Origin of the sequence: Kitasatospora sp. CB02891 (assembly GCF_002803145.1) — a bacterium.
GTDB classification, from domain to species: domain Bacteria; phylum Actinomycetota; class Actinomycetes; order Streptomycetales; family Streptomycetaceae; genus Kitasatospora; species Kitasatospora griseola.
Window position 1 is genome coordinate 1 of record NZ_NNBO01000017.1, and the last position, 26506, is coordinate 26506.

The following is a 26506-nucleotide window of genomic DNA, read 5'->3' on the forward strand; positions in this document are numbered from 1 at the left end:
CCCGTTCACCAACTGGTTCCGGTTCGACAGTTTCATAGTGTTTCGGTGGTCATAGCGTGAGGGAAACGCCCGGTTACATTCCGAACCCGGAAGCTAAGCCTCACAGCGCCGATGGTACTGCAGGGGGGACCCTGTGGGAGAGTAGGACGCCGCCGAACAATTCTTCAGAAGAAGCCCCCCGCCTTTACGGCGGGGGGCTTTTTCGCGTTCCCGGGAGAATCCGGAGACGTGGAGCTCCGACCTGCGGGGATGAAACGGGCCGGGCCGAGCGGTTGGGCCTGGGGTCGGGTGGTCTACGGAGGGGTGTGCTGCCATGTCCGGGTTGCGTCTTGGGGTGTCGCTTCAGCCGCGGTGGCCGGCGGGGGACGGTCGTGGAGCGGTTCGGGCGGCGGGGGTCGCGGAGCGGCTCGGGTTCGATCATGTGGCGGTCGGGAACCGGGTGTTGGAGAGCGGGTTCGGGCTGGATGCCGATCCGTTGGTGCTGTTGGCGGCGGTGGCGGGGGCCACGTCGCGAGTGCGGTTGCTGACGTCGGTGCTGGTGGTGCCGTACTACCGGGCGGTGGTGATGGCGAATCAGGTGGCGACGCTGGATGTGGTGTCGGGCGGCCGGCTGATTCTGGGGGTCGGGACGGGGTGGAATCCGGCGGAGTTCGCCGCTGTGGGGGTGCCGGCGGGGGAGCGGGGCGCACGGACGGACGACCACCTGGAGGCGGCTCGGGCGTTGTGGTCCTCGCGGCCGGCGGAGTTCGAGGGGCGGTTCACGCAGTTGCAGGGGGTGCGGTTGGGGGTGGCGCCGGTGTCGGCGGGTGGGCCGCCGGTGTGGGTGGGCGGGCACAGCGCGGCGGCGTTGCGGCGGGTGGTGCGACACGGGGACGGCTGGTACGGGACGGGCGTGGATGCGGCGGAGGTGGTGGGCGTTCGACGTCGGCTGGGGGAGTTGGCGGAGGACGCGGAGCGGTTCGCGGTGGCTGCGGCGGTGTTCCTGACCCCGCCGGGTGTCGAGGCAGTGGTGGAGGCACCGGGGCGGCCGTTGGGTGGGGAGAGGGTTTCGGCGGGGAGTGCGGTGCAGGAGTTGGGGGAGCTCGCGGAGGCGGGGCTGACGGACTGCACGCTGTGGTTCCCGGTCGCGGGGGAGCAGGTGGAGCGGGCGATGGAGTGGGTGGCGGCGGAGGTGCTGCCGCAGCTCGGGTGAGTGTCCTGGCGTGCCGGGGCGGTGCTGTCGGACCTGGGCCGTAGGCTCGCGTTCGGAAGAACCAGATTGCTGTGAACGGGAGTTGACATGTTTCTTGGCCTGCGAACGGTGATCTACCCCGCGCCGGATCTCGCTGCGGCGAAGGCCTGGTGGACCTCGGTGTTGGGCATCGAGCCGTACTTCGACGAGCCGTTCTACGTCGGCTTCAACGTCGGTGGCTACGAGCTGTCGCTGGATCCGAGCGGTGACCCGGCGGTGGGGCCGGTGACGTACTGGGGCGTCCGGGACGTGGAGGTGGCGTTGAAGCAGGTGGTGGCGGCCGGGGCGACGGTGCGGCAGGCGGTGGAGGAGGTCGGCGGCGGGATCCGGGTGGCGGCGGTGGTCGAGCCGGCCGGGTCGGTGCTGGGGCTGATCGAGAACCCGCACTTCGTGCTGCCCGAGACGCTGCCGGGCGAGGGCGAGGGCCCGGGTCGCTGAGTGGGAGGGTGAAGGGGCCCCGGCCGGTGACGGTCGGGGCCCCTTGGCAGCTCGGGAGGCGAGGGGCGGGCGTGGGGTTTCACGGGTACTGGGTGCTCGGGGCGGTGCCGGACGAGGTGGCGGCGGGCGTCGCCGACTGGGCGCGGCGGCCGGCGAGGGCGGTCGGGGAGTCGGCGTGGTGGCGGGATCGGCTCGCGGCGCGGACGGAGTGGCTGCGGCGGCTGCCCGGCGGCGGTGCTTGGCGCTGAGCGGACGCGGTCGTGCTGGCGGCGATGTTCGAGGGCTGGCGGGGCGACGGCGACCGGGCGGAGCAGGTGCGGTGGGAGCTGCTCGGGCGGTTGGAGGAGTGCGCAGAGGCGGAGCGTTGCACGATTGGCCCTTCGCGGGCGTACCCGTTCGATGCGTTGGCGTTCGCACTGGGGCCGGAGGCGGTGGAGCGGTTGCAGGGGTGGGGCGGGAACGCGGCGGGGGTGCGGGAGTACCGGCCGGTGGTGGAGGCGCTGTTGGGCCGGCCGGGGACGGAACGGGCGGGCGCGTGGCTGTCGTCGATGGGCGATGAGGACGGGGCGGGGACGGTCGCGGAGCTGTTCGCGGGGCCGCTGCGGGTGCTGCGGGCGGCGGAGCGGGCGGGTGCGGGGGCGGTCGGAGCGGCGCTGGAGTTCTGAGCGGCGGGGTCAGGCAGCGCTGAGGCCGCGCCCGTGAGCCACCGGCCGCGGACGGTGGCGTGCCGTCAGGGAGTGTCCGCGTGGTGGTCGTTGCGGACGAGGAGGTGGGCCAGGTGGGCGGCGGTCGTGGTGACGGGGTGCCAGGTGGCGGCCCGGAGGTGGTCGGTGGGGGTGGGGTCGGGCGGGAGGGCGGCCAGGTGGAGGCGGAGGGCGGTGCCGAGGTCGGCGGTGAGGGCGGCTTCCTCGGGGGTGCGCAGGGTGTGGCCGAGCCAGGGGACGGGGGCGGTGGCGTCGCACGCGTCGGTGAGGAGGGTGGCGAGGTGCGGGGCCGGGTCGAAGTGGGCGTCCTGGAGGCCGGGGGCGGCCAGGGTGAGGACCGCGGTCACCAGTTGGTGCCGGAGCTCGGGGAGGGTGAGGCCGCGGTCGGTCACCGGGGGAGCGTACCGGCTGGAGCGGAGGGTCAGGCGTAGGGCGCGAGTTGGGGGTCGACGGGAGCGTCGGTGAGGCGGTTGGCGAAGGTGGAGAGGGTGTAGGCGCCGATGCCGAGGACGATCTCCAGGGCGTTGCGGGGCGTGAAGCCGTGCGCGAGGAAAGCGGCGAGGTCGGGCTCGGGGACGGCGCCGGTGTGGTCGAGGACGGAGTGGACGAAGCGGCGGACGGCCTCCAACCGGGCGTCCGGGAGGGGCTGTTGGGCGCGGAGGGCGGCGATCAGGTCGGGGTCGGCGGCGAGCCGGGTGAGCTGAGCGGTGTGCATGGCGACGCAGACGTGGCAGCCGTTGCGGGTGGCGATGGTCAGGACGACGGTCTCGCGGACCACCGGGTCGAGTTCGGTGGCGTCGAAGAGCGCCGTCAATTTGAGGAAGCCGTCGAGGAGTTGGGGCGACTGGGCGAGTCGGGCGGCGGCGCTCGGGAGGTAGCCGAGGTGGTGGGCGACGCCCTCCAGGGAGCGGCGGGACGCGGCGGGGGCGGTCTCGGGGGTGAGGTCGGGGAAGTGCTGGGCGGCGATGCCGGACATGGCGGTCTCTTTCGGGTGGTGAGAGGTGTGCCGGGGCGTGCCGCGGCTGTGCGTCCTAGAATGGACAACGTGGTTGACCAAAACGTAAACCAGGTTGTCGATCCGCGCAACGGCTTCGAGCTCCCACTGCTGCTGTTCGCCGGATTCCGCACGATCATCGACGAGTTGCACGCCGAACTCGCCCGGCAGGGCCACCCCGAGGCGCGGCCCGCGCACGGCTTCGCGCTGCAGGCGATCGGGCCGGACGGAGCGACGGCGAGCGAGCTCGGCCGGCGGCTGGGGGTGTCCAAGCAGGCCGCGGGGAAGACCGTGGACCGGCTGGAGGCGCTCGGCTATGCGGAGCGGGCGGACGACCCGGGCGACGCGCGGCGCAAGGTGGTGCGGCTGACCCCGCACGGGCTGGACGTGCTGGCCCGGTCGGCGGTGGTGTTCGAGCAGATCCGCGGACGCTGGGCGGCGGCCCTGGGGGAGCAGCGGCTGCGCGAACTCGAGGACGGCCTGGCGCAGTTGACCGGACCGTCCGGCTTCCGGCTGGACGCGGCGGGCTGGTTCGGCGGCTGAGCGGCGCCGAAGCGCTGTCGGCCCCGGGGACACTTCACGCGTTCCGGCGGAGCGGCCGGCATGGCGTCGCTCGACGGCCCAACAACCGGACGTGCAGCGGCGGGCGTTGCGGCGGAGGGAGCGGGCGGTGGCGGAAGTCGCGGGAGCCGGCGTTCCTGCGGGACCGCGTGCTGGTGAACGGGGGCGGGCGCAGGTCTACGGCACCCGGATCGCGGGGGTGCGCGACGGCGCGGCGGTGCCGTGCGAGGGCCCGGCGCGAATGGACCAGGGCCGGTCTTCAAGCCGCCGTCGCAGCCCTGCGGCGTCCGGTGCGTGCTCTCGGTGTGCCGGGTGGAAGGCCTCGTGCTGGGTGTACTCGGCTTTTCGCCCGGTGCGGCGGGAGGGCAGGCCCGGGGGTACCTCCCGGCCTAAGGTCGGGGGTACCTCCCGGCCTAAGGTCGGGGGTGCGTCGTGGGGCAGCCAGCGGCGTGAAGACAGGCCCTGGCGGCGCGCCCGTCGCCCCCGCCGGGTGGCGAGGGCGACGGGCGGCGGGCTCAGCGGGCGGCGCGGCGTTCGGCCTTGGCGGCGGCTTCCGCCTCGTCCTCGGCCTCGGCCTGCTCCAGGGTGGGGGCGGTGCCGCCGAGGTGGGCGGGGACCCACCAGGAGTCGTCGGGGCCGGCCGGCTTGGCGGGGTAGTCGCGCTGGGCGCGGTCGAGCATCTCCGACATGGCGGCGCGCAGGCGGCGGGTGACCATGACGGGCCTGTCGGCCTCGGTCAGGTGGATCGGCTCGCCGATCATGATGGTGACGGGGACGTGGCGCTTGGTCAGGGTCTTCGGGCGGCCCTTGGTCCACAGCTGCTGGGTGCCCCAGAGGATGACGGGCAGCAGCGGGGTGCCGGAGTCGGCGGCCATCCGGGCGGCACCGGTCTTGAACTTCTTCAGCATGAACGAGCGGCTGATGGTGGCCTCGGGGAAGACGCCGACCACCTCGCCCTCGCGGAGCGCCTTGACGGCGGCCTCGTACGCGGGCTGGCCGTCGGCGCGGTCGACCGGGATGTGCTTCATGCCGCGCATCAGCGGGCCGGAGATCCGGTGCCGGAACACGTCGTCCTTGGCCATGAAGCGGGTCTTGCGGCGGGCCACCCGGTAGGCGCCGAAGCCGGCGAAGATGAAGTCCAGGTAGCTGATGTGGTTGCTGACCAGGACGGCGCCGCCGGTGGCGGGGACATGCTCGGCGCCGACGATGGAGATCCGCAGGTCCAGCGCCTTGAACGCGGTGAGCGCGGTGCGGATCACCGGCGGGTACACGAACTCTGCCACGGTCAGTCCTACTTCCCACGGGCCTGGTGCCCGGTGCGGTGGATCCCGGGGCGTGGTGGCAGGGCCGACGGGTCGCGGCACGCCGCGGCGGCCACGGGTGTTTCCCCCCGATGATCCCCCGAACGGGCACGGTCTGTCACGCCCGCGCACCGCACGGGCCGGACCGGCGGGTGCGGCCGGAGCCGGAATGCCGGGCCGGGGCCGGGCGTTCGGCGCGGTCACCGGCGGGCGGCGATCCGTGCCCCGCAGGCAAATCCGGGCGAACCGGGGCGGCTGTGCGGCTCCGGCCCGGCGCCCCGGGCGGCGCGGGACGGGGCGGGGGCGCCGAACGTCGGGTCGCACGGAGAGTGGTCGTGACGGCCCCACCGGCGGACTGTTCGAGCCGGGGGGCGGCGTTTGTCACACTGGACCGGTGATCGGACCGGCCGGTCCCGACGGTGGAACGGCGAGGCGGGAGGCGGCGGATGCGCGGCGAGGGCGGGGCGGTGCGGCTGACCGGGGCGGAACTCGGCGCCGAACTGGGGGAGCGGGCGACGCTGGTGCAGTTCTCCACCTCCTTCTGTCAGCCGTGCCGGGCGACCCGGCGCACGCTCGCCGAGGTGGCCGGAATGGTCGAGGGGGTGGCGCACGTGGAGGTGGACGCCGAGTCGCAGCTGGAGCTGGTGCGCCGGCTGGAGATCCGACGCACCCCGACCGTGCTGGTGCTGGACGCCGCGGGCCGGGTGGTGCGCCGGGCGGCAGGTCAGCCGCGCCGGATGGACGTGATCGCGGCACTCGGCGAGGCCGTCTAGCGTTCAATCTCACAGGCGATCTGGTGCCGGGTCAGGTGGCAGTCGGCCCGCCCTGCGGCAGGATGGGCCAAGGCGGTGGCGCAGGTGCCCGCCCGGACCTGCGGCAGCGTAAGCTACTGGCGAGTAGTGACGGCTGAGCTACTCATGAGTATGCTGCCGGGGAGTTCCGGCGGGGCACCGGCGCGCGCCGCCCGGACCGCGGGCCCCGCGCGTGTGCCGAGACCGCTCGACACGCACGGACGCAGCCGCAGCCGCCGGATCGGACCAGTAACAGGAGAGCAGGCCGTGAGCTTGAGGATCGTTGTCTGTGTGAAGTACGTGCCCGACGCGACCGGTGACCGTCGCTTCGCGGACGATGCCACCACCGACCGGGAGGGCGTGGACGGCCTCCTGTCGGAGCTGGACGAGTACGGCGTCGAGCAGGCGCTGCGCATCGCCGAGGCCAACGACGGCGCCGAGGTGACCGTCCTGACGGTCGGCCCCGACGACGCGAAGGACGCCCTGCGCAAGGCCCTGTCGATGGGCGCCGACAAGGCCGTCCACGTCAACGACGACGACATCCACGGCACCGACGTGATGGGCACCTCCGCGATCCTGGCGGCGGCGCTGGAGAAGACCGGCTACGACCTCGTCGTGTGCGGCATGGCCTCCACCGACGGCACGATGGGCGTCCTGCCCGCGCTGCTGGCCGAACGCCTGGGCGTCGCGCAGGCCACCCTCCTGTCCGAGGTCACCGTCGAGGCCGGCACCGTCAAGGGCCGCCGCGACGGCGACGCCGCGACCGAACTCGTCGAGGCGGCGCTGCCCGCCGTCGTCTCGGTCACCGACCAGTCCGGCGAGGCCCGCTACCCCTCCTTCAAGGGCATCATGGCCGCGAAGAAGAAGCCCGTGCAGTCGTTCGACCTCGACGACCTGGGCATCGACGCCGACACCGTCGGCCTCACCGGCGCCTGGACGAAGGTCGCGGAGATCACCGCGCGCCCCGCCCGCACCCAGGGCGTCGTCGTGACCGACGAGGGCGACGGCGGCAAGCGGCTCGCCGCGTACCTCGCCGAGCAGAAGTTCATCTGACGGGCCGCCGGGAACCTTCGAAGGATACGGAGTTTAGACACATGAGCGAGATCCTGGTCCTGGTCGACCACGCCGACGGCGCGGTGCGCAAGCCCGCCCTCGAACTGCTCACCCTCGCCCGCCGCCTCGGCACCCCCGCCGCCGTCGTCCTCGGCGCCGGCGACCACGCCGCGGCGATCGCCGCGAAGGCCGCCGAGTACGGCGCCGCCAAGGTCTACACCGCCGACGCCGACGAGTTCACCACCCGCCTCGTCGTCCCCAAGGTCGACGCCCTCGCCCAGATCGCCAGGACCGCGGGCGCCGCCGCCGTCCTGGTCACCTCCGGCGGCGAGGGCAAGGAGATCGCCGCCCGCACCGCCCTGCGCCTGGGCTCGGGCCTGATCACCGACGCGGTGGACCTGGAGCAGGGCACGGACGGCCCCGTCGCCACCCAGTCGGTGTTCGCCGCGTCGTTCCAGGTGAAGTCCACCGTCACCACCGGCACGCCGGTGGTCACCGTCAAGCCGAACAGCGCCGCCCCCGAGGCCGCGCCGGCCGCCGGCGCCGTCGAGAGCGTCACCGTGGAGTTCACCGGCAACGCCGCCACCGTCACCTCCCGCACCCCGCGCGTCTCCACCGGCCGCCCCGAGCTCACCGAGGCCGCCATCGTCGTCTCCGGCGGCCGCGGCGTCGGCGCGGCGGAGGGCTTCGGCGTCGTCGAGGACCTCGCGGACGCCCTCGGCGCGGCCGTCGGCGCCTCCCGCGCCGCCGTCGACGCCGGCTGGTACCCGCACAGCAACCAGGTCGGCCAGACCGGCAAGCAGGTCTCCCCGCAGCTGTACGTCGCGGCGGGCATCTCCGGCGCGATCCAGCACCGCGCCGGCATGCAGACCTCGAAGACCATCGTCGCGGTCAACAAGGACCCCGAGGCCCCGATCTTCGAACTCGTCGACTACGGCGTCGTCGGCGACCTCTTCACCGTCCTCCCCCAGCTCACCACCGAGGTCAAGGCCCGCAAGGGCTGACCTGTCGAGGCTGAACTGCGGCGCGGCCCCCGGGAGTTGTCCCGGGGGCCGCGCCGTTTTTCGGGTCCGGTCAGCGGCCGGCGAGGGAGCGCACGAAGCGGTTGGCGTCGACGGTGCCGAGGCCGGACGCCAGGTCGTAGCCCTTGACGGCCTTGTAGCCGGTCACGGCGCCCCAGGAGTTGTCGCCCTCGGTGACGTCGGTGATGCCGCTCCACTGCGGGGGCAGCTGCGCCAGTGCGTACATCCGCGGGTTGAGCTGGCCGAGGCGGTGCCCGGCGAGCTGGTCGGCGAGCGCCACGATGCCCGAGAAGATCGGGGTGGCCTCGCTGGTGCCGCCGGTCAGGTGCCAGCCGACCCGGGTCGGGTCGTAGGACTCGTACGTCCAGGCGGCGCCGTCCACGGCCGCGCTCATCGAGATGTCCGGGGTGCCGCGGTGGTCGCCGGTCACGTTCGCCACGCCCGCCTGGTACCAGGGGCGCCCGAAGACGCCGGAGACGCCGCCGCCGGCCGCGCCGTAGTCGTCGTGCCAGACCTTGTCCGGGGCGGTGCGCTTCCCGCTGTTGTCCAGGGTCAGCTCGGTGCCGCCGACCGAGGTGACCAGCGGGTCCGCGGACGGCCAGGAGTTCACCCGGTACGGGTACAGGTCGGTGCCGTTCTCCATCGCGTCGGTGGCGCCGTTGTCGCCGGAGGCGGCGAGCACCGTGACGTCCTTGGCGGCGGCGAACCTGAAGGCGTACCGCAGGCTCTCGATCGACTTGAAGTCGCCCTTGTCGAAGCCCGGGAAGGTGTTCTCGGTGGCGCCGAAGCTCTGCGAGATCACGTCCACGTCGCGGTGCTGCATGAGCGCCTTCTCGGCGTCCATCATCTCCGGCAGGCCGGTGACGCCCTCGGTCTCCGCGACGCCGGTCTCCACCAGCACGATGTGCGCGTCGGGGGCGACGGCGTGCGCGTACTCGACGTCCAGGGTGGTCTCACCGGCCCAGCCGGTGTGGTCCGGGTTGGTCGGGTCGAACACCGGGACGTCGCCCCACTTGACCACCTCGACCTGGGTGTCCGGGATGCCCCACTGCTTGTCGAACACCTCCAGGTCGTGCTGGATGGTCGGCGAGCCGAACGAGTCCACGATCACGATGGTGCGGCCCTTGCCCGTGACGCCCTGCTGGTACAGCGGGTTCAGGTTGTAGGCCTGGCGGTACTGCAGCGGCGAGTAGCAGTGGATGCCGATCTGCGACACGCAGTCCGAGGTCGATATCGGCGCGACCCGGCCGACCGCGTCGATGTGCCCGGCCGAGGCGGGACGCAGGTGGAAGGCGGCCGGCAGGTGCAGGTCGGCCGCCGTCCGGGCGGTCGCGGTGGCGCCGGTCAGGGCGGTGGCCCCGACGGCGAGCAGCGCGGCGGCCCGCAGCGCGGTGGAGCGACGGGGACCCGCGGTGGCGGGGTGCATGCTCAAAGGGGACTCCTGGAGGAGACGGTTCCCGGCACGACCGGCCGGGGCGATCCCTATCCCACCGGTGCCGGCGAGGTCCGGCCATAGTCCGAGACGGGCGGTGGGGATGGTTCCGGTCGGCCACCGGATTCGGTAAAGGAACTGGAGCGATTCCGTAACGCCCCAGCTCAGCACGGACGGTGACGATCCGCCCGGCGGACGGGTCGCTGGTGTACTCCGGTCGCCCCGGCTCGTAGAGTCGGGCGGCATGGGACTGCTGACGGCACTGGACGGCGTGTACGGGGACCGCGCGGACGCGGTGGTGGTGAACAGCCTTGCGCTGTCCTGGGAGGAGTTGTTGCGCGCCGCCGGGGCGATCGCCGAACGGGCCGCCGGGGCGCCGGCGCTGGCCGTTCTGGCCCGGCCCGAGCCGGAGACCGTGGCGGCCGTGGTCGGCGGCCTGCTGGCCGGCGTCCCCGTGGTGCCGCTGCCGCCCGACTCCGGGCCGGTGGAGCGCGCCCACATCCTGCGCGACAGCGGCGCCACCCTGCTGGCGGGCACCCGTCCGCCCGAGGACGCCGAAGGGCTGACGGTCCTTCCGGTCCGGCTCACCGACCGGGCGAGCGGCCAGTGGCGGCCCGTCGCCGAGGACCCCGACCGGACGGCGTTCGTGCTGTACACCTCCGGCACCACCGGCGCCCCCAAGGGCGCGCTGATCCCGCACCGCGCCGTCGCCGCCGGCCTCGACGGCCTCGCCGACGCCTGGCAGTGGAACGCCGACGACACCCTCGTCCACGGCCTGCCGCTGTTCCACGTCCACGGCCTGGTGCTCGGCGTGCTCGGCGCGCTGCGCACCGGCAGCCGCCTGGTGCACACCGGCCGCCCCACCCCCGCCGGGTACGCCGCCGCCCGCGGCAGCCTGTACTTCGGCGTGCCCACCGTGTGGTCCCGGATCGCCGCCGACGCGGACGCCGCCCGCGAGTTGGCCGCCGCCCGACTGCTGGTGTCCGGCAGCGCCCCGCTGCCCGTCCCGGTCTTCGAACAGCTGCGCCGGCTCACCGGGCAGGCCCCCGCCGAGCGGTACGGCATGACCGAGACGCTGATCACCGTCGCCACCCGCGCCGACGGCGAACGGCGGCCCGGCGCGGTCGGCGTACCGCTGCCCGGCGTGCGGACCCGGCTGATCGGCGAGGACGGGCAGCAGCTGCCGCACGACGGCGAGAGCGTCGGCGACCTCCAGCTCCAGGGCCCCACCCTGTTCGACGGCTACCTCGGACGGCCCGACGCCACCGCCGACTCCTTCACCGCCGACGGCTGGTTCCGCACCGGCGACGTCGCCGTCGTCGAACCCGACGGCTTCCACCGGATCGTCGGCCGCGCCTCCGTCGACCTGATCAAGAGCGGCGGCTACCGGATCGGCGCCGGCGAGGTCGAGGCCGCACTGCGCGACCACCCCGGCGTTCTCGATGCGGCGGTGGTCGGCGCCCCCGACCACGACCTCGGGCAGGTGGTGGTCGCCTACGTGGTCGCCCAGGGCGAAGATTTGACCGAACGTCAGCTGGTCGACTTCGTGGCGCAGCGGCTGTCCGTGCACAAGCGCCCCCGCCGGGTCGTCCTGGTCGACGACCTGCCGCGCAACGCCATGGGCAAGGTGCTGAAGAAGCAGCTGCTGGAGCCCGGGAGGTAGGGGGTCCGTCCGGGGCGGGCAAAGCGGTCCTTTCAGGAGCCCGGGGAGTGGGTACCACTGGGGGTGGCGTGGGGGCCCGGGCCCCGCGGCTGCCCGGCGGACCGGCCGGGCCGGCACAGAGGGGCAGGGACGCTGTGATCGTCTGGGTCAATGGGGCATTCGGGGCGGGCAAGACGAGCGCCTGCCGAGAGCTGGCCGGGCTGTTGCCCGGCAGCGTGCTGTTCGAGCCGGACGCCGTCGAGGCGCTGCTCCGCACCACCTTGCCGCCCGGCCGCCGGGCCGAGGTGACGGACCTGCGAGAGCTGCCCGCGTGGCGGCGACTGGTCACCGAGACGGCCGCCGCGCTCGCCGACGAGACCGCCGGGCCCGTCCTGGTCCCGATCACGCTGCTGCGCCAGGAGCACCGCGACGAGATCTTCGGCTCGCTGGCCGGCCGCGGCCTCGCCGTCCACCACGTCGTCCTGGACCCCGTCGAAACGATCCTGCGCGCCAGGATCGCCACCCGCGAGGGCGCCCTCGACACGGCGCTGCGGCAGCGCGACCGGGAGGCGCTGCCCGCCTACCTCGCCGCCCGCGGCTGGCTGGCCGGCGACGCGCGCATGATCGACAACGGTGTGCTGACGCCGCGCCAGACCGCCGAGAGGATCCTCGACCTGGTGCGCAGCGGTGCGGCCCGCTGTCCGATCGTGCGCACCGAGGGCGGGAACGGCGACACCGTCGCAGCCGCCGTCCTGCTCTTCGACGACCGGGACCGGGTCCTGCTGGTCGACCCCGCGTACAAGCCGCACTGGGAGTTCCCCGGCGGCGTCGTCGAACGCGGCGAATCGCCGACCGCGGCCGCCGTCCGCGAAGCCGCCGAAGAACTCGGCCTCCGGCTGCGCCCCGAGGAGCTGCGCCTGCTCGCCGTCGACTGGGAGCCGGGCAAGGGCCGCGCCCGCGGCGGCCTGCGACTCGTCTACGACGGCGGCCGACTCGGGCCCTCCGAGGTCCTGCGGCTGCGGCTGCCCACCGGGGAGCTCCGGGACTGGCACTTCGCGACGCTGCGGGAGGCCGCGGAGATGCTGCCGGCGGCGCGACTGCGACGGCTGGTGGCTGCGCTGGAGGCGCGGGCGGAAGGGGAGTTGAGGTACTTGGAGGGCGGGCGACGGGCCGCGACAGGCGCTGCGCAGGCCCGGTAGTCGGGTGAGGGGACAGGAAGAGCACAACCGGGGGCGCGGGGAGAGCTGCGCGAGCGGATGGGCGCGAGAACAGGGGCGCGGGGGAACTGCGTGACAAGCGCACGCCCGGCCGTAAGGTCGCGAGCACGTGCAGGTCATTGTCCTGCGTCGCGATCTTGCGGACGGGGCGCCTTCCGCTGCGCGCAGTTCCGCCCCCTCGGCTTTGCCTGGGGGTACCCCCAGCGCCCCCGGTTGCGCGTCCGGGTTCCAGCCCGGCGCAGCCCTATTCGCCGGGCTGCGGGAGGTACCCGTGGTCGGAGAGGTGGGCGCCGATCATGCGGTACACGTCGGGGTCGTCGGGGGTGATGGCGGCGAGGCCGTCGACGTAGCGGTTGTACATGCAGAACGCGGACGCGATCAGCACGGTGTCGTGGATGATCGTGTCGTCGGCGCCGACGGCCCTCGCGGCGGCGATGTCCTCCTCGGTGACGGACAGTCCGCTCTCGGCGACCTTGCCGGCGAGCTGGAGCAGGGCCCGCATCAGGTCGGAGACGGGGGCGGTCGCCAGGTCGGCCTGGACGGCGTCGACCAGGGCGAAGTCGCCCTCCAGGCGGTGCGCGGCGGTGGCGCCGTGCGCGGCCGCGCAGTAGCGGGTGCAGTTGAGCGAGGAGACGTAGGCGGCGATCAGCTCGCGTTCGCCGACGGACAACGGGGACTCGCCGCGCAGGAGTTGTTCGGCGAGTTCGCTCAGGCGCAGGCCGGATGCGGGGTTGAAGGCGAGCAGGCCCCGGATTCCGGGGTGGGGGGCAGGGAGCGCGATGTGCGGCATGGCCCTTACTGAACCGGTTCGAAGGGCCCTTGGCAAGGCCTTGACCTGCGGTTGTGTCGTCACAGCGGGTGTGCGGCGGGCCGGTTGGGCGCGCGCCGTCCGGCCGCGGTCCGGGAAGGGCGGGTCCTGGCCGGAGAGCGGGGCGGGCAGATTAGGATGGGCGACCGTGACTGACACCGGTAGCACCCAGGACCTGGATCCCGTCGAGCCGGTCGCGGCCCTTGCCGACGACGCCGGTGACGAGGCGTTGGACGTTGCGTCGGACGAGCCGTCGGCGGAACACGTGAGCACAGACGCGGAGGCGGACGCCGAGCGGGCCGCGCTGCTCGACGGGGTGTGGGACGTGGTGGTGGTCGGCGCCGGGCCGGCCGGCTCGTCGGCGGCGTACGCGGCCGCGACGCGGGGGCGGCGGGTGCTGCTGCTCGACAAGGCCGAGCACCCCCGGTACAAGACCTGCGGCGGCGGCATCATCGGCCCGTCCCGGGACTCGCTGCCGGCCGACTTCAAGCTCCCGCTGCAGGACCGGATCTCGGCCGTCACGTTCGCGCTGAACGGCAAGTGGACGCGCACCCGGCGCTCGAAGCGGATGCTGTTCGGCGTGGTCAACCGCGACGAGTTCGACCTCCGGCTGGTGCAGGCCGCCGAGCAGGCCGGCGCGGTGCTGGTCACCGGCGTCACCGCGACCGGCGTCGAGCAGCAGGGCGGCGACAGCCGGACCGTCTTCGTGACGCTGGCCGGCGGCGGGCGGGTGGAGGCGCGGGCCGTGATCGGCGCGGACGGCTCCGCGAGCCGGATCGGCCGTCACGTCGGCGTCAGCTTCGACCAGATCGACCTCGGCCTGGAGGCGGAGATCCCCGTCCCCGAGTCGGTCTCCCGCGAGTGGGCCGGACGCATCCACCTGGACTGGGGTCCGCTGCCCGGTTCGTACGGGTGGGTGTTCCCGAAGACCGACTCCGGGACGCTGACCGTCGGCGTGATCTCGGCGCGCGGGCAGGGCGAGCAGACCAAGCGGTACCTGGCCGACTACATCCGGCGGCTCGGCCTGTCCGGGTTCACGCCGCTGGTGGAGTCCGGGCACCTGACGCGCTGCCGGGCCGAGGACTCGCCGCTGTCCCGCGGCCGGGTGCTGGTGGCGGGCGACGCGGCCGGTCTGCTGGAGCCGTGGACCCGCGAGGGCATCTCGTACGCGCTGCGCTCGGGTCGGCTGGCCGGCGAGTGGGCGGTGCAGGTCGCCGAGGCGAACGGGGCGGCGGACGTGCGGCGCCAGGCGCTGAACTACTCGTTCGCGATCAAGGCGGGCCTGGGCGTGGAGATGCGGGCCGGCAAGATCATGCTGGCCTCGTTCGAGAAGCGCCCGCACATGTTCCACGCGGCCGTCTCGCTGATCACCCCGGCGTGGCGGGCGTTCGCCCGGACCACCCAGGGGCACACGACGTTCGCGCAGCTCATGCGGGACCACCGGGCGGCGCGGAAGCTGGCGTCGATCGCCGGTCGCTAGGCTCGGCCGGAGCCGTGGATCCGCCCGGGGAGGGGAGTTCCCTCCCCGGGCGGATCCGTTGGTGCGGCGGGGCGCGGGGGTTGGGGTTCGGGGGGCTTCCCCGCGCCCCTGACAGGGGGTTACTTCAGGCCGGTGTCCAGGCTGTTCATCAGGGTGCCGGAGGGGGTGTCGCCGGACATCTCCCAGACCATGGCGCCCAGCAGGTTCTTGGACTTGAGCCAGGCGGTCCTCTGGGCGATGGACCAGGGGTCGTCGAAGGTCCACCACTGGCCGCCGTTGCCGGTGTAGCCGTAGGTGGAGACGGACACCGGGTCGTGGTAGACGGTGAGGTTGGGCACCGAGGTGATCAGGTTGTTGTAGCCGCGGGTGCCGGCCTCCTCGGCGAACTGGCCGGGTGCGGCGCCGTTGGCGGCCTGCCAGGCGCCGTGGGCTCCGCCGTCGGTGACGTTCTGCCAGCCGCGGCCGTAGAACGGGAAGCCGATGGTGAGTTTGCGCGGGTTGACGCCGGCGTCGAGGTAGGTGTTGACGGCGTTCTCGACCGAGAAGTGGAACGGGTAGGGGTCGGTCGGGTCGGTGTGCAGGTTGGCCTGCTGGCCGGTGCGGTTGGGCTCCCAGGAGTTGTCGGAGCCGGAGCCGTGGAAGTCGTAGCCCTGGACGTTGGCGATGTCGAGGTACCGGAAGATCTGTGAGAGGTCCCAGCCCTGGGCGATCTTGGCGGGGTCGGCGGGGGTGAAGGCGGTGAGCAGCTTGTGCGGGCCGCCGAGGGCGTCGAGCTGCCGGCGGAACTCGGCGAGCAGCAGGGTCAGGTTGGCCTTGTCGGCGGTGTTCCAGTGGTTGCCGGGGTGGCCGTCCGCAGAGCCGGGCCACTCCCAGTCGAGGTCGATGCCGTCGAAGATGCCCGCGCCGGTGCCGGGGCCGCCCGCGCCGTTGTAGGCGGGCAGGTTGCCCTTGATCCAGATGTCGATGCAGGAGGAGACGAGCTTCTTGCGGGAGGCGTCGGTGGCGGCCGCGTCGGAGAAGAACTTGGAGTACGTCCAGCCGCCGAGCGAGACCACGACCTTCAGGTTCGGGTACTTCGCCTTGAGCTTCTTCAGCTGGTTGAGGTTGCCGCGCAGCGGCGACCAGCCGTCGTCGGCGACGCCGTCCACGGACTGGGCGGCGCTCATCGGCCGGGCGTAGTCGGCGTCGGCGTCACCGGCGCCGGTGCCCTGGTCGGGGTCCTCGGGGTCGGAGGTGGTGCCCTTGGTGACGCCGGCCAGGCAGGTCAGGTTGACCGGGTCGATGTTCTCGAAGGCGTAGTTGACGACGTCGAGCTTGGCGGCGCTGCCGGAGGTGTCGAGGTTCTTGACGAAGTACTGGCGGCCGTAGATGCCCCACTGGACGAAGTAGCCGACCCGGGTGTACTTCCCGGGTCCGGCGAGGTCGCCGGTGGTGACGGCGAGGGCGTTGGAGGCGGGGGAGTTGTTGTCGGCGGCGTCCCGGGCCTTGACCGTGAAGGTGTACGGGGTGGCGGGGGAGAGCTGCCCGACGGTGGCCGTGGTGGTGCCGACGGTCTGCACGAGGGCGTCGCCCTGGTAGACGTCGTACGCGGCGACCCGCTTGTTGTCGGTGGCGGCGTCCCAGGCGAGGGCGACGCTCGTGGAGGTGACGCCGGTGGAGCGCAGGTTGCCCGGGGCGGTCGGCGGCACGGTGTCGGTGGCCGGGTCGACGGTGGAGAAGAACACCGGGGTGCTGAGCGGGCCGGTGTTGCCGCGGGTGTCCTTGGCGCGGACGTTCAGGGTGTAGGTGGTCGCCGGGGTGAGGCCGGTGAGGGTGGTGGACAGGCCGGTCGCGGAGCCGAGGACCGTCGAGCCGTTGAGGATGTCGTACGAGGCGACCGGGAAGTCGCCCTTGCTCGCGGCGGTCCAGCTCAGCGAGAGGCTGTGCGCGGTGGCGTCGACCAGCGTCGGGGCGCCGGGCGCGGTCGGCGGGACGTCCGGGGTGCCGTCGCACTTGTCGCCGTTGACGCGGCAGTTGAGCGGCGCGGTGATCGGGCCGTTGCCGATGAACCAGAAGCTGTACGGCTCGGTGGAGCCGTTCGGCTGCACGGTCGCGTTGTAGTACGCGTTGGTGGCGACCACGTGGCTGCCGGTGGTGGTGGCCGTGCCGTTGTAGGTGCCGGTCATGGTGACGCCGGACGGCAGGTCGAACTCCAGCGTCCACCCGGTGACGGCGGTGGCATTGGGGTTCTTGACGACGAACGTGCCCTTCCACCAGGAACCGTAGTTGTCGCTGGTGAAGGTGGCGGTGAGCTTGGCCGCGGCGTGCGCGGGGGTGGCGGCGAGCAGGGCGATCGGCAGGGCGAGCGTGGCCAGCAGGGCCAGCAGTCTGGCCCGGAGGCGCTTCCTGGAGCGGACGTGCATCGGTACTCCCTGTCTGGTGTGGGGGATTCCGTACAGGGGTGCCGGGGAGCCAGCAACAGGAGGGTAAGTGGACTGGACCAACTCGTCAACAGGTCTATACCGGACGGAGGTTGACGGGCCGGCGGGGACATGATCCACCAGGTGTCGGCGGTGGCTGGCAGGATCTCCGGCATGGGACTCGACGTGATGGTGGGCGCGCTGATCGGCGCCGAGGAGGACGTGGCGGACTGGTTCCGCGAGGAGTGCGCGACGATCGGCGCGGTACTGGAGCGCGAGGGCCTGCCCGGCTGGCAGGAGCCGGTCGACGGACCCCGGTTCAGCGACCGGGTGTGGGGGTACTCGGGGCTGCACACGCTGCGCCGCGTCGCCGCGCACCTGGCCGCGAACGGGCGGCTGCCCGAGCCGCTGGCCGAGGGCGACCGGGCCTCCGAGGACCCGGAGTTGCGGGAGGCCTACTACGACATACCGGACGACCCGGCCGGCCCGTTCGACCACCTGATCCACCACTCGGACTGCGAGGGCTACTACGTCCCCGTGGACTTCGGGCCGGTGCTGATCGACGAGGAGCTGTCCGGCGGGATGCTCGGGTCCTCGGTGCGGCTGCTGGCCGAGCTGAGGACCGTGGCCGAGGCGCTCGGCCTGCCCGCGGACCTCGACCCGTACGCGGACGAGGTGACCGCCGTGCTCGACGGCGAGGTCGCGGACCCCGAGGGCTGGCAGCGCTACGGCGCCGAGTCGTTCATCTGCCTCCAGCTGATGCGGGCGGCCGAGCTGTCGGTGCGGACCGGCGCGGCGATCGCGTTCTGCTGACGCCCCGTCAAGGGCCGATCAGCTGCTCGGCGAGCGGGCTGCGCGCGTACAGCACCAGGCGGCCGTGCCGGGCCCGGGTGACCAGCCGGGTGGCGTGCAGGACGGCGAGGTGCTGGCTGACCGCGCCCGGGGTGACGCCCAGGCGGCGGGCCAACTCGGTGGTGGCGGTGGGCTCCTGGAGCAGCGCCAGGACGCGGGCCTTGGGGGCGCCGATCAGCTGCTCCAGGGCCTGCGGCGCGGGCGGCGGGTCGGCCGGGCCGGTCAGGTTGCCCTGGCCGCGCGCCACGTAGCTGATCGACGGGGTGAGGTCGGGGCCGATCGCGGTGATCGCGCCGCGCGCGAAGCAGGTCGGCAGCAGGGCCAGGCCGCGCCGGTCCACCACGATGTCCAGGTCGCCGCAGCCCCAGTTCCGCTCGATGGTCAGCAGCCCGTCCGTCCAGCGCAGCCGGTGGTCGAGGTCGGCGAACAGGCCGGCCGCGCCGCGCTCGGCCAGCACCCGGGCGCGGTGCACGATGTCGGCGTGCAGCACCGAGCGGGCGCGCGGCCACCAGGCGGGCTCCAGCACCCGCGTCCAGTACTCCTCCAGGGCGTCGGCGATCCGCCCGATCAGCTCCGCCGGACGGTCGTCGAAGGCGGCCAGCAGCGGCGGCACCTCGCGGTCGTGCGGCCGGAAGGTGATGTCCAACTCGCGTCGCAGCCGGGCCGGTTCGAAGGCGCGGACGGCCGCCAGCTCGGCCGCGAAGTCCGGGAACGGGACGCTGGGGCGGGGTGTCATGAAGTCCGGCACGTACTTGTTGCTCGCCACCAGGGCGCGCAGCAGCGGTGCGCCCGGCAGCGCCTCGAAGGCCGGGCGCATCGCCTCGAACGCCGCCCCGTGCGGGTACTGGCCCGGGTGCGTCCACATCCGCAGGCTGAGCACCGTCTCCTGCAGCGGCGAGCAGGCGAAGTAGGTGGCGGCCAGATCGGCCAGGCCCAGCCGGAAGCGCAGCACCACGGTGTTCCCCCTGTCCGGGCCCGAGGATTCAGGTCCGGGCTAAATCAATACCACGGGCGCTCCGTACCCGGTCTGATCGGATCATGACCGCCACTGAACTCGCGGCCGACGAGGCCGCGTTGCCCAGCCGTGCCCGGAGCCGGTTCGCCCGGCTGCTGCCCCAGGACCCGGCGCTGCGCCGGCTGTCCGTGATCACCCTGATCAACACGGCGGGCAACGGCCTGTCGATGACCCTGTCGGTGCTGTTCTTCACCCGCATCCTGGGTTTCGGGGTCGCGCAGGTCGGCGTGGTGCTGACCGTCGCCGGGGCGTTCGGGCTGGCGGCGGGCATGCCGGCGGGCTGGCTGTCCGACCGGTTCGGGCCCAAGCCGGTGCTGGTGGTGCTGCTGGTGGCCCAGGGGGTGTGCTCGGTCGGGTACGTGCTGGTGCACGACCTGGCGGTGTTCGCGGTGCTGGCCTGCCTGGTGGCCGTCACCGACCGGGGCGGCATGGCGGTGCGCGGCGCGCTGTTCGCCGAGGTGCTGCCCCAGGACGGCCGGGTGGCGGGCCGGGCGTACCTGCGCTCGGTCACCAACATCGGCATCGGGCTGGGCACCGTCGCCGCCGCGGCGGTGCTCCAACTCGACAGCCGGGGCGCGTACTTGGCGGCGCTGCTGTTCGACGGTGCGACGTACGGCGTGATCGCGGTGATGTACCTGCTGATGGTGCACGTTCCGCCGCGGACCGCCGAGCACGCCGCGGAGGCGAAGGCCGGGGGCGGGATGCGCGCGGTGCTGCGGGACGGGCGCTACCTGGCGGCGACGGGCCTGAACGCGGTGATCACCCTGCAGTTCGTGATGATCGAGGTCGGCGTGCCGCTGTGGGTGGTGCGGGAGACCGACGCGCCGCGCTGGATGGCGGCCGGCGCGCTGCTGGTGAACACCGGGCTGGTGATCGCCCTCCAGGTGCGGGCCACCCGGGGCACCGAGGAGATCGGCGCGGCCGCCCGGGTCTTCCGGCGCGGCGCGCTGCTGGTGGCCGGCTCCTGCGCGGTGCTGGCGCTGGCCGCGGGCCTGCCCGGCTGGGTCGCGGCGCTGGTGATCGCCGTCGGCGTCGGACTCCAGGCGCTCGGCGAGGTGTACAGCCAGGCCGGCGCGTGGGCGCTGGGCTACGACCTGGCGAAGGAGCACGCGCAGGGCGCCTACCAGGGCGTCTTCAACACCGGCATGTCGGGCGCGATGATGTTCGGCCCGGTGCTGATCACCTCGGTGGTGATCGCCAACGGCACGGCCGGCTGGCTGCTGCTGGCGGCGATGTTCGCCGCCGCGGGCGTCGGCATGACGATGCTGGTGCGCCGCTGACCCGGCAGCGCGCGGCGGGCGCGGGTGACGGTCCGTCACCCGCGCCCGCCGCCGTGCCGGCTAGCAGCTCAGGTTCGAGCCGGTCGGGACGCCGAGGATGGCGGAGAAGGAGGTGTAGGCGTTGATCCGGCTCTGGACCTGGGCGGGGTTGCCGCCGTTGCACTCCAGGGAGCCGTTGATGGAGCGGATGGTCTCGCCGAAGCCCTTGCCGTTGACCATGGCGTTGTGCGCGGTCATGGTGCCCGGGCCGTTCTGGGTCATCCAGTACCAGATGCCGGTCTTCCAGGCGACGGCCGCGTCGGTCTGCACCAGGTTCGGGTTGTTCAGCAGGTCGATGCCGAGCGCGTCGCCGGCCGCCTTGTAGTTGAAGTTCCAGCTCAGCTGGATCGGGCCGCGCCCGTAGTAGGCGGCCTGGCCGGCCGGGCAGCCGTAGGGCTGGGTGGCGTCGCAGTAGTGCGGGTAGTTGGCGGTGTTCTGCTCGACGACGTACACCAGCCCGCCGGTCTCGTGGTTGATGTTGGCGAGGAAGGCCGCCGCCTCCTGCTTCTTCACGGTGTCGGAGCCGGTGCCCGCGAACGCCGGGTAGGCGCTCAGCGCCGCGACCAGCCCGTTGTACGTGTAGAACGGGTTCCGGCTCGGGAACATCTGGTTGAACTGGGCCTCGGAGACCACGAATCCGCCCGGGTTGGGGCTGGTCGAGGTGCTGGTGGTGGGGCTCGGCGAGGGCTGGTCGTCGGCGCAGTTCGACGGGCTCCAGTACCAGGTGGAGATCGTCGGGTCGTAGCCCGGGTTGTCGTGGGTGGCGACGTAGAACTTGCCGTTGGGCACGTACTTGACCACCGTGCCGGTGGTGTACTGGGTGCCCGCCACCCAGACCTGGAAGGCGCAGACCGTCCCGGACGGCTTCGGGCTGGGCGAGGTGCCGGTGGAGGTCGGGCTCGGGCTCGGCGAGGTGCCGCCGCCGGTGCCGCAGGCGCCCTGGTCGGCCCAGACGCCCGAGCCGCCGGTGCTCGGCGTCTCGCCCTGGGTCCACCACTTGGCGTTCCAGTTGTGGCCGTTGTACGAGGCGGTCATGCCGCCGGTGTACACCTGCGAGGCCGCGTACGGGCTCGCGCAGGCGGTGGCGGCGGTGGAGGAGGTCGGCACCATGACGGCCAGTCCGGTGACGGCCAGTGCGCCGGTCAGCAGGGCGGCGATCCGGCCGCGGCGGGAGTGCGAACGGTGTGCGGCGAGTGTGCGGGTGGGGGACATCGGCCACTCCTTGTGGGGGGAACGAGCGGTGTGTCGAGCACTCAACCCAGGGTGACCGTTAACAGTCAATAGGTCTAGACCTTAAGAGAATTGAGGGTGTGTACGCACGGGGTACTGGTCAGTCGGGGCGCTGTCGTGCCAGGGTGCAGGCGGACACCGTCCGACCCACCCTCAGCCGGAAGGCAGACCAGCCCAGATGACCAGCGAAGCTCCCCTCCTGCGCCGCAGCACCGCCGACGCCGTCACCACCCTCGAACTCGACTCCCCGCACAACCGCAACGCGCTCTCCACCCGGCTGATGGCCGAACTCACCCGCGGCCTGGCCGACGCCGCCGCCGACCCCGAGGTCCGGGCGGTCGTCCTCGGCCACACCGGCCGGGTGTTCTGCGCCGGCGCCGACCTCTCCGAGGCGACCGGCGACGACCCCACCGTCGGACCGCGCGGCCTGGTCGCCCTGCAGCGCGCCATCGTCGACTGCCCCAAGCCGGTGATCGCCCGCCTCGACGGCCACGTCCGGGCCGGTGGGCTCGGCCTGGTCGGCGCCTGCGACCTCGCCGTCGCCGGGCCCGACTGCACCTTCGCCTTCACCGAGGCCCGCCTCGGCCTCGCCCCCGCCGTCATCTCGCTGCCGCTGCGCCCCAAGCTGGAGCCGCGCGCCGCCGCCCGCTACTACCTCACCGGCGAGACCTTCGACTCCGCCGAGGCGGCCCGGATCGGCCTGGTCACCGAGGCCGCCGACGACACCGGCGCCGCGCTGAAGACCGTGCTGGACGCGCTGCGGCTGTGCTCGCCGCAGGGCCTCGCCGAGTCCAAGCGGCTGGCCAACGCCGCCGTCCGGGAGTCCTTCGACCGGCACACCGAGGAGCTGGTCGCCCAGTCCGCGCGGCTGTTCGGCTCCGAGGAGGCGCAGGAGGGGATGCGCGCGTTCCTGGAGAAGCGGCCCGCGCGCTGGGTGCGCTGACCCGGCCGGGTGCGCTGACCTGGGCGTACGCCGGAAGTTACCGGCCGGTGTGAGTTTGGTCCCGTTGCCTGCCGCGGGCCGCTGCCGGCCGATACGGTGAGCGCATGTCGATCGTCCGCGCGCTGCTGGGATCCGTCCGTGAGAGGTCGCGCCGGGCGGCCGGGCGCGCGGTGCACCGCGGCTGGCGCTGGGTGCAGGACGCCGGCGCCGTCAGCAACCGGAGCCCCGGGCCGTACCGGTTCGGGGAGCTCGGCGACGGCACCAAGCTGGCCTTCCCGCTCGGCACCGTGTTCAACGAGCAGTGGATCACCATCGGGCCGTTCTCCATCATCGGCGAACGCGTCACCATCTCCGCCGGCTTCCTGCCCGGGCTCGACCTCGGCCCCGAGCCGATCGTCCGGATCGGCGGCGGCTGCGTGATCGGCCGCGGCAGCCACATCGTCGGCCACCAGCAGATCGTGCTCGGCGACGACGTGTGGACCGGCCCGAACGTGTACATCACCGACCAGGCCCACGAGTACCGCGACACCGAACTGCCCATCGGCAAGCAGTGGCCGCGCAACGAGCCGGTCTCGATCGGCGCCGGCTCCTGGATCGGCACCGGCGCGGTGATCCTGCCCGGCGCCCGGCTCGGCCGCAACGTGGTGGTCGCCGCCAACTCCGTGGTCTCGGGCGAGGTCCCCGACTTCGCGGTGGTGGCCGGCGCCCCCGCCCGCCAGGTCCGCACCTGGAACCCCGAGGGCGGGTGGCAGCCGCCGATCCGCCACGAGGCCCCGCGCCCCGTCCCCGACGGCGTCACCGCCGAGCAGCTCCGCGCCCTGGTCGGCTGGGACCTGCGCCTGCCCGGCGAGAACACCGCCCCCGAGGCGTAGCGCCGGACGGCACGCCGACGGCCGTGGCACGGGGTGCAACGACCGTCACAGGTGGGCAACACCCGAGACCGGGAGGGCCCGATCGGCGTGGTGGGGGCTGTCGAGTGGGGCAGGATGCTGCCTCGTGGATCTTGGAAGTGCCGGGGTCGGGCCGCGGGGGCGCCGACAGGTCGCGTCCCGGGTCCGTGTCAACAGCTACGACGACACCTGGAACCGACCGTGCGCCTCAGCCGTATCGCCGCCGCCGCCCTGAGGGCGGGCGCCGCCAAGGGCGCCACGTTCGGCTGCGGGCCCGACGTGCCCGGCGACGGCTGCTCCGAGGCGGTCGGCGAGCCCGAGGTCCACGACGTCGGCAACGACACCGGGACCCTGCTGCCGGACGAGAACCCGAAGGCCGAGGAGGGCGACGTGCTCGTCTTCGTGAAGACCCGGGAGGCCCGCCTGCCGCACAAGCAGCCGGCCGCGCCGTACCGCTGCCACGGCAGCCAGCACGCGGTGAAGCCCGACGCCAAGGGCGCGCTGCTGAGCGTCGCGCAGCCGTACCGGCCCTGACGGGGCCGCAATGACCGAACGGCGGCCTGGGCGCGTGGGGGCGTCCGGGCCGCCGTTCACCTGTGCGGGCGTCACGCCGCCCGGTGGCGGCGGACGGTGAGGGACAGCAGGCCCGCGAGGGCCGAGGTGGCGGCGACGGTGAGCAGCGCGGCGGGCAGGGAGAGCGCGTCGGCGAGGAAGCCGATCGCCGGCGGGCCGATCAGCATGCCCGCGTAGCCGAGGGTGGAGGCGGTGGCCACGCCCTGCGGGCCGGCCGCCGCGCCGGCCCGGGCGATGGCGAGCGGGAAGACGTTGGCCAGGCCGAGGCCGACCAGGACGAAGCCCGCGAGTGCGACGGCGACGGACGGGGCGAGGGCGGCGGTGGCCATGCCCGCGCAGGCGGCCAGGCCGCCGAACAGGACGACCCGGGTCTGGCCGAGGCGCTCGGAGAGCCAGGTGCCGGAGAGCCGGCCCGCCGTCATCGCGAACGCGAAGGTCGCGTAGCCCGCGGCGGCCGTGGCGGCGCTCGCGTGGACGTCGTCGGTGAGGTGCAGGGTGGCCCAGTCGGCGAGCGCGCCCTCGCCGTACGCGGTGCACAGGGCGGTCAGGCCGAGCAGCACCACGAGCAGCCGGGTGTGCCGGGAGAGCCGCGATGCGGCGGGCGCCGCAGGGCTGTCGACGGGCCGCGGGCGAACCGCGGGGGCGCGCAGCAGGGCGGTTCCGGCGGCGGCGGTGACGGCCAGTCCGAGGGCGGCGGCCGACGCCAGCGCCCAGGACGCGGAGAGCCGCCCGGCGAGCAGGCCGCCGACGGCCGCGCCGAGCAGGCCGCCGAGGCTGTAGCCCGCGTGGAAGCTGGGCATGACGGGCCGTCGGAGTTCGGCGACCAGGTCGACGGCGGCGCTGTTCATCGCCACGTTGGCCGCGCCGTAGCCGGCGCCGAACAGCAGCAGCACCGCGCCGAGGGCGAGCACCGAGTGGGTGTGCGCGGGCAGCGCGACGGCGAGCGAGAACACGCCGAGGGCGGCGACCGTGACGGGGCGGGATCCGAAGCGCAGGCAGAGCCGGCCGACCAGCGCCATGGTGGCGACCGCGCCGGCCGAGATGCACAGCAGGGCCAGGCCCAGCGCGCTGTGCGAGGCCGCGACCTGCGCGCGGACGTCGGGGATGCGGACCACCCAGGCGGCGAACAGGAAGCCGTCGACCGCGAAGAAGGCGGTGAGGGCGAGGCGTGCCGCCGACCAGGAGGAGCGTCGGCCGGACGGGGAGGTGGAGGACGAGGGGCGGGCTACTGTTTTGTTCATTAGCGGCACAAAGTCAGAATAGGGGTGTGCCGCACACACCTTCAAGCCCGAACCGGAGCCCAGCCGTGAGCACCCCGCGCCGCACCGCCCCCGACCGCGGCCGCACCCTGCTCGGACCGGCGCTGCGCCTGATCCACACCGGACAGGCCCCGACCCGCTCCGCGCTCACCGGCGCCCTCGACGTCACCCGCGCCACCGCCGGCGCGGTCACCGGCGAACTGGAGGCGCTCGGCCTGATCAGCGTCGACTCCCGCCCGGCCGGCGGCGGCCGCGGCCGCCCCTCGCACCGCCTCGCGGTCGCCGACCCGGGCCCCGCCGTGCTCGCCGCCCAGCTGCACGCCGACGGCGTCTCCGCCGCGCTGGCCGGCCTCGGCGGCCGGCTGCTGGAGACCGTCCACCTGCCGCTGCCCGCCGACACCGCGCCCGAGCGCCTGCTCGGCGCCGTCGCCGCGGCCGGCGCGGAGCTCGCCCGGGGCAGCCGCCGCCGGGTGCTCGGCTTCGCCCTCGCGCTGCCCAACCCCGTCACCGAGCCCGACGGCACCGCGCTCGCCGCGCTGCACTTCGACTGGCCGTCCGGCACCCCCGTCGCCGACCTGTTCGCCGCACAGGTGGCCGGCGCGGACCTCGGACCGCGCGCCCGTACCGCGCTCCCGACCGCCGTCGCCAACGACGCCAACCTGGCCGCGCTCGCCGAGCACCGGCACGGCGCCGGCCGCGACGCCCGGCACCTGCTGCTGGTCACCTCCGGGCACCGCGGCGTCGGCGGCGCGCTGGTCGTCGACGGCCGCCTGCACACCGGCAGTTCGGGCCTCGCGCTGGAGGTCGGCCACCTCACCGTCGACCCGCTCGGCCGGCCCTGCCCGTGCGGCAACCGCGGCTGCCTGAACGCCGAGACCGACACCGACGCGCTGTTCGCCGCCGCGAAGCGCCGCCCCGACCCCGGCCGGCCGCTGCTGGCGCAGGCCCGCGAACTGGCCCGGGACCCGGAGGCCGCCGACGCCGTCGAGCACGTGGTGGACCGCCTCGGCCTGGGCCTGGCCGGGCTGGTCAACATCCTCAACCCCGACCGGATCGTGCTCAGCGGCCTGCACCTGGACCTGCTGGCGGCCGCCCCCGACCGGCTGGCCGCCGTGGTCGCCGAACGCTGCCTGTGGGGCCGCAGCGGACGCGTCCCGATCGTCCCCGCGCAGGTCGCGCACGCCGGGCTGGTCGGGGCCGCCGAACTCGCCTGGGAGCCCTACCTGGACGACCCGCAGGCCGTGCTGGCCTCCTGAAGCGGCCCCTGAAACGGCCCCTGAAGCGGCCCCTGAAACGGCCCCTGAAACGGTGTCGGAAAACGCGAACGGCGCGGGTCGACGGACCGTCGACCC

General features: G+C 73.9%; 26 protein-coding genes and 1 rRNA gene. 17 read left to right on the forward strand and 10 right to left on the reverse strand.

Going from position 1 to position 26506, the window contains the following annotated elements; translation table 11 throughout:
* The first annotated feature begins 41 nt into the window (after positions 1-41).
* From rrf to CG736_RS29825, 3 genes are all read left to right on the forward strand, one after another.
* Positions 42-158 (forward strand): 5S ribosomal RNA (gene rrf, locus CG736_RS29815).
* A gap of 155 nt (positions 159-313) precedes the next feature.
* On the forward strand, positions 314-1192 hold the full coding sequence (locus CG736_RS29820) for a TIGR03619 family F420-dependent LLM class oxidoreductase (RefSeq protein ID WP_100589252.1): 879 nt from the start codon (positions 314-316) through the stop codon (positions 1190-1192).
* A gap of 87 nt (positions 1193-1279) precedes the next feature.
* Positions 1280-1669 (forward strand): VOC family protein, encoded by a 390-nt coding sequence (locus CG736_RS29825; protein ID WP_100589253.1) that lies wholly within the window; start codon positions 1280-1282, stop codon positions 1667-1669.
* Between the two features lie 79 nt (positions 1670-1748).
* On the opposite strand, the gene CG736_RS36645 is transcribed toward CG736_RS29825, so the two are convergent.
* Positions 1749-2039: a hypothetical protein gene (locus tag CG736_RS36645; protein WP_157815796.1), complete on the reverse strand. Its 291-nt coding sequence runs from the start codon at positions 2037-2039 to the stop codon at positions 1749-1751.
* A gap of 34 nt (positions 2040-2073) precedes the next feature.
* Here CG736_RS36645 and CG736_RS36650 point away from each other — a divergent pair, with 34 nt between their 5' ends.
* The gene (locus CG736_RS36650; protein ID WP_157815797.1) at positions 2074-2334 is read left to right on the forward strand and encodes a hypothetical protein; all 261 of its coding nucleotides are present in this window, start codon (positions 2074-2076) and stop codon (positions 2332-2334) included.
* Between the two features lie 65 nt (positions 2335-2399).
* Here the strand turns inward: CG736_RS36650 and CG736_RS29835 are convergent, their stop codons facing one another.
* Together CG736_RS29835 and CG736_RS29840 are read right to left on the reverse strand one after the other, a co-directional pair.
* Positions 2400-2765, reverse strand: a complete 366-nt coding sequence (locus CG736_RS29835) for a hypothetical protein (protein ID WP_100589255.1) — start codon at positions 2763-2765, stop codon at positions 2400-2402.
* A 29-nt stretch (positions 2766-2794) separates the two neighbouring features.
* Complete coding sequence (locus CG736_RS29840) at positions 2795-3349, reverse strand: carboxymuconolactone decarboxylase family protein (protein WP_100589256.1); 555 nt, start codon at positions 3347-3349, stop codon at positions 2795-2797.
* Between the two features lie 60 nt (positions 3350-3409).
* Here CG736_RS29840 and CG736_RS29845 point away from each other — a divergent pair, with 60 nt between their 5' ends.
* A complete protein-coding gene (locus CG736_RS29845; protein WP_100589257.1) occupies positions 3410-3910 on the forward strand; it encodes a MarR family winged helix-turn-helix transcriptional regulator in 501 nt (166 codons plus the stop codon).
* A gap of 533 nt (positions 3911-4443) precedes the next feature.
* Here CG736_RS29845 and CG736_RS29850 read toward each other — a convergent pair.
* Positions 4444-5211, reverse strand: coding sequence for a 1-acyl-sn-glycerol-3-phosphate acyltransferase (locus CG736_RS29850; RefSeq protein WP_100589258.1), 768 nt, complete (start codon positions 5209-5211; stop codon positions 4444-4446).
* A 464-nt stretch (positions 5212-5675) separates the two neighbouring features.
* Here CG736_RS29850 and CG736_RS29855 point away from each other — a divergent pair, with 464 nt between their 5' ends.
* The 3 genes from CG736_RS29855 (at position 5676) to CG736_RS29865 (ending at position 8077) form a co-directional block, all read left to right on the forward strand.
* Positions 5676-6002, forward strand: a complete 327-nt coding sequence (locus tag CG736_RS29855; protein ID WP_198520653.1) for a thioredoxin family protein — start codon at positions 5676-5678, stop codon at positions 6000-6002.
* Between the two features lie 285 nt (positions 6003-6287).
* A complete protein-coding gene (locus tag CG736_RS29860; protein WP_100589260.1) occupies positions 6288-7073 on the forward strand; it encodes an electron transfer flavoprotein subunit beta/FixA family protein in 786 nt (261 codons plus the stop codon).
* Positions 7074-7114: 41 nt separating this feature from the next.
* Positions 7115-8077, forward strand: coding sequence for an electron transfer flavoprotein subunit alpha/FixB family protein (locus tag CG736_RS29865; protein ID WP_100589261.1), 963 nt, complete (start codon positions 7115-7117; stop codon positions 8075-8077).
* 70 nt (positions 8078-8147) lie between these two features.
* Here CG736_RS29865 and CG736_RS29870 read toward each other — a convergent pair whose 3' ends face one another.
* Positions 8148-9521, reverse strand: a complete 1374-nt coding sequence (locus CG736_RS29870) for a S8 family serine peptidase (protein ID WP_369880756.1) — start codon at positions 9519-9521, stop codon at positions 8148-8150.
* A 250-nt stretch (positions 9522-9771) separates the two neighbouring features.
* Here CG736_RS29870 and CG736_RS29875 point away from each other — a divergent pair, with 250 nt between their 5' ends.
* Both CG736_RS29875 and CG736_RS29880 read left to right on the forward strand, forming a co-directional pair.
* Complete coding sequence (locus CG736_RS29875; RefSeq protein WP_100589263.1) at positions 9772-11190, forward strand: acyl-CoA synthetase; 1419 nt, start codon at positions 9772-9774, stop codon at positions 11188-11190.
* A gap of 134 nt (positions 11191-11324) precedes the next feature.
* On the forward strand, positions 11325-12368 hold the full coding sequence (locus CG736_RS29880; RefSeq protein ID WP_100589264.1) for an NUDIX hydrolase: 1044 nt from the start codon (positions 11325-11327) through the stop codon (positions 12366-12368).
* A gap of 262 nt (positions 12369-12630) precedes the next feature.
* On the opposite strand, the gene CG736_RS29885 is transcribed toward CG736_RS29880, so the two are convergent.
* The gene (locus tag CG736_RS29885) at positions 12631-13176 is read right to left on the reverse strand and encodes a carboxymuconolactone decarboxylase family protein (RefSeq protein ID WP_043909060.1); all 546 of its coding nucleotides are present in this window, start codon (positions 13174-13176) and stop codon (positions 12631-12633) included.
* A 166-nt stretch (positions 13177-13342) separates the two neighbouring features.
* Between CG736_RS29885 and CG736_RS29890 the strand changes: the two genes are divergently transcribed.
* Entirely contained in the window at positions 13343-14674 is a 1332-nt protein-coding gene (locus CG736_RS29890; protein WP_369880718.1) for a geranylgeranyl reductase family protein, read from the forward strand.
* A gap of 119 nt (positions 14675-14793) precedes the next feature.
* On the opposite strand, the gene CG736_RS29895 is transcribed toward CG736_RS29890, so the two are convergent.
* Complete coding sequence (locus tag CG736_RS29895; protein WP_100589265.1) at positions 14794-17076, reverse strand: glycosyl hydrolase family 18 protein; 2283 nt, start codon at positions 17074-17076, stop codon at positions 14794-14796.
* Positions 17077-17247: 171 nt separating this feature from the next.
* On the opposite strand from CG736_RS29895, the gene CG736_RS29900 reads away from it, so the two are divergent.
* Entirely contained in the window at positions 17248-17886 is a 639-nt protein-coding gene (locus tag CG736_RS29900; RefSeq protein ID WP_157815798.1) for a hypothetical protein, read from the forward strand.
* A 7-nt stretch (positions 17887-17893) separates the two neighbouring features.
* Here the strand turns inward: CG736_RS29900 and CG736_RS29905 are convergent, their stop codons facing one another.
* Entirely contained in the window at positions 17894-18880 is a 987-nt protein-coding gene (locus tag CG736_RS29905) for a helix-turn-helix transcriptional regulator (protein WP_198520654.1), read from the reverse strand.
* Positions 18881-18963: 83 nt separating this feature from the next.
* Between CG736_RS29905 and CG736_RS29910 the strand changes: the two genes are divergently transcribed.
* Positions 18964-20220 carry an MFS transporter gene (locus CG736_RS29910; RefSeq protein ID WP_100589267.1) on the forward strand — a complete coding sequence of 419 codons (1257 nt, stop codon included), beginning with the start codon at positions 18964-18966 and terminating at the stop codon, positions 20218-20220.
* Positions 20221-20280: 60 nt separating this feature from the next.
* On the opposite strand, the gene CG736_RS29915 is transcribed toward CG736_RS29910, so the two are convergent.
* The gene (locus tag CG736_RS29915) at positions 20281-21471 is read right to left on the reverse strand and encodes a glycoside hydrolase family 19 protein (RefSeq protein ID WP_100589268.1); all 1191 of its coding nucleotides are present in this window, start codon (positions 21469-21471) and stop codon (positions 20281-20283) included.
* Positions 21472-21667: 196 nt separating this feature from the next.
* On the opposite strand from CG736_RS29915, the gene CG736_RS29920 reads away from it, so the two are divergent.
* From CG736_RS29920 to CG736_RS29930, 3 genes are all read left to right on the forward strand, one after another.
* Complete coding sequence (locus tag CG736_RS29920; RefSeq protein WP_043909053.1) at positions 21668-22432, forward strand: enoyl-CoA hydratase family protein; 765 nt, start codon at positions 21668-21670, stop codon at positions 22430-22432.
* Between the two features lie 104 nt (positions 22433-22536).
* Entirely contained in the window at positions 22537-23304 is a 768-nt protein-coding gene (locus CG736_RS29925; RefSeq protein ID WP_100589269.1) for a DapH/DapD/GlmU-related protein, read from the forward strand.
* A 219-nt stretch (positions 23305-23523) separates the two neighbouring features.
* Complete coding sequence (locus CG736_RS29930; RefSeq protein WP_100589270.1) at positions 23524-23856, forward strand: hypothetical protein; 333 nt, start codon at positions 23524-23526, stop codon at positions 23854-23856.
* A gap of 71 nt (positions 23857-23927) precedes the next feature.
* Here CG736_RS29930 and CG736_RS29935 read toward each other — a convergent pair whose 3' ends face one another.
* Positions 23928-25145, reverse strand: coding sequence for an MFS transporter (locus CG736_RS29935; RefSeq protein WP_232734272.1), 1218 nt, complete (start codon positions 25143-25145; stop codon positions 23928-23930).
* 56 nt (positions 25146-25201) lie between these two features.
* Here CG736_RS29935 and CG736_RS29940 point away from each other — a divergent pair, with 56 nt between their 5' ends.
* Positions 25202-26410 carry an ROK family protein gene (locus tag CG736_RS29940; RefSeq protein ID WP_100589272.1) on the forward strand — a complete coding sequence of 403 codons (1209 nt, stop codon included), beginning with the start codon at positions 25202-25204 and terminating at the stop codon, positions 26408-26410.
* Positions 26411-26506 lie beyond the last annotated feature (96 nt).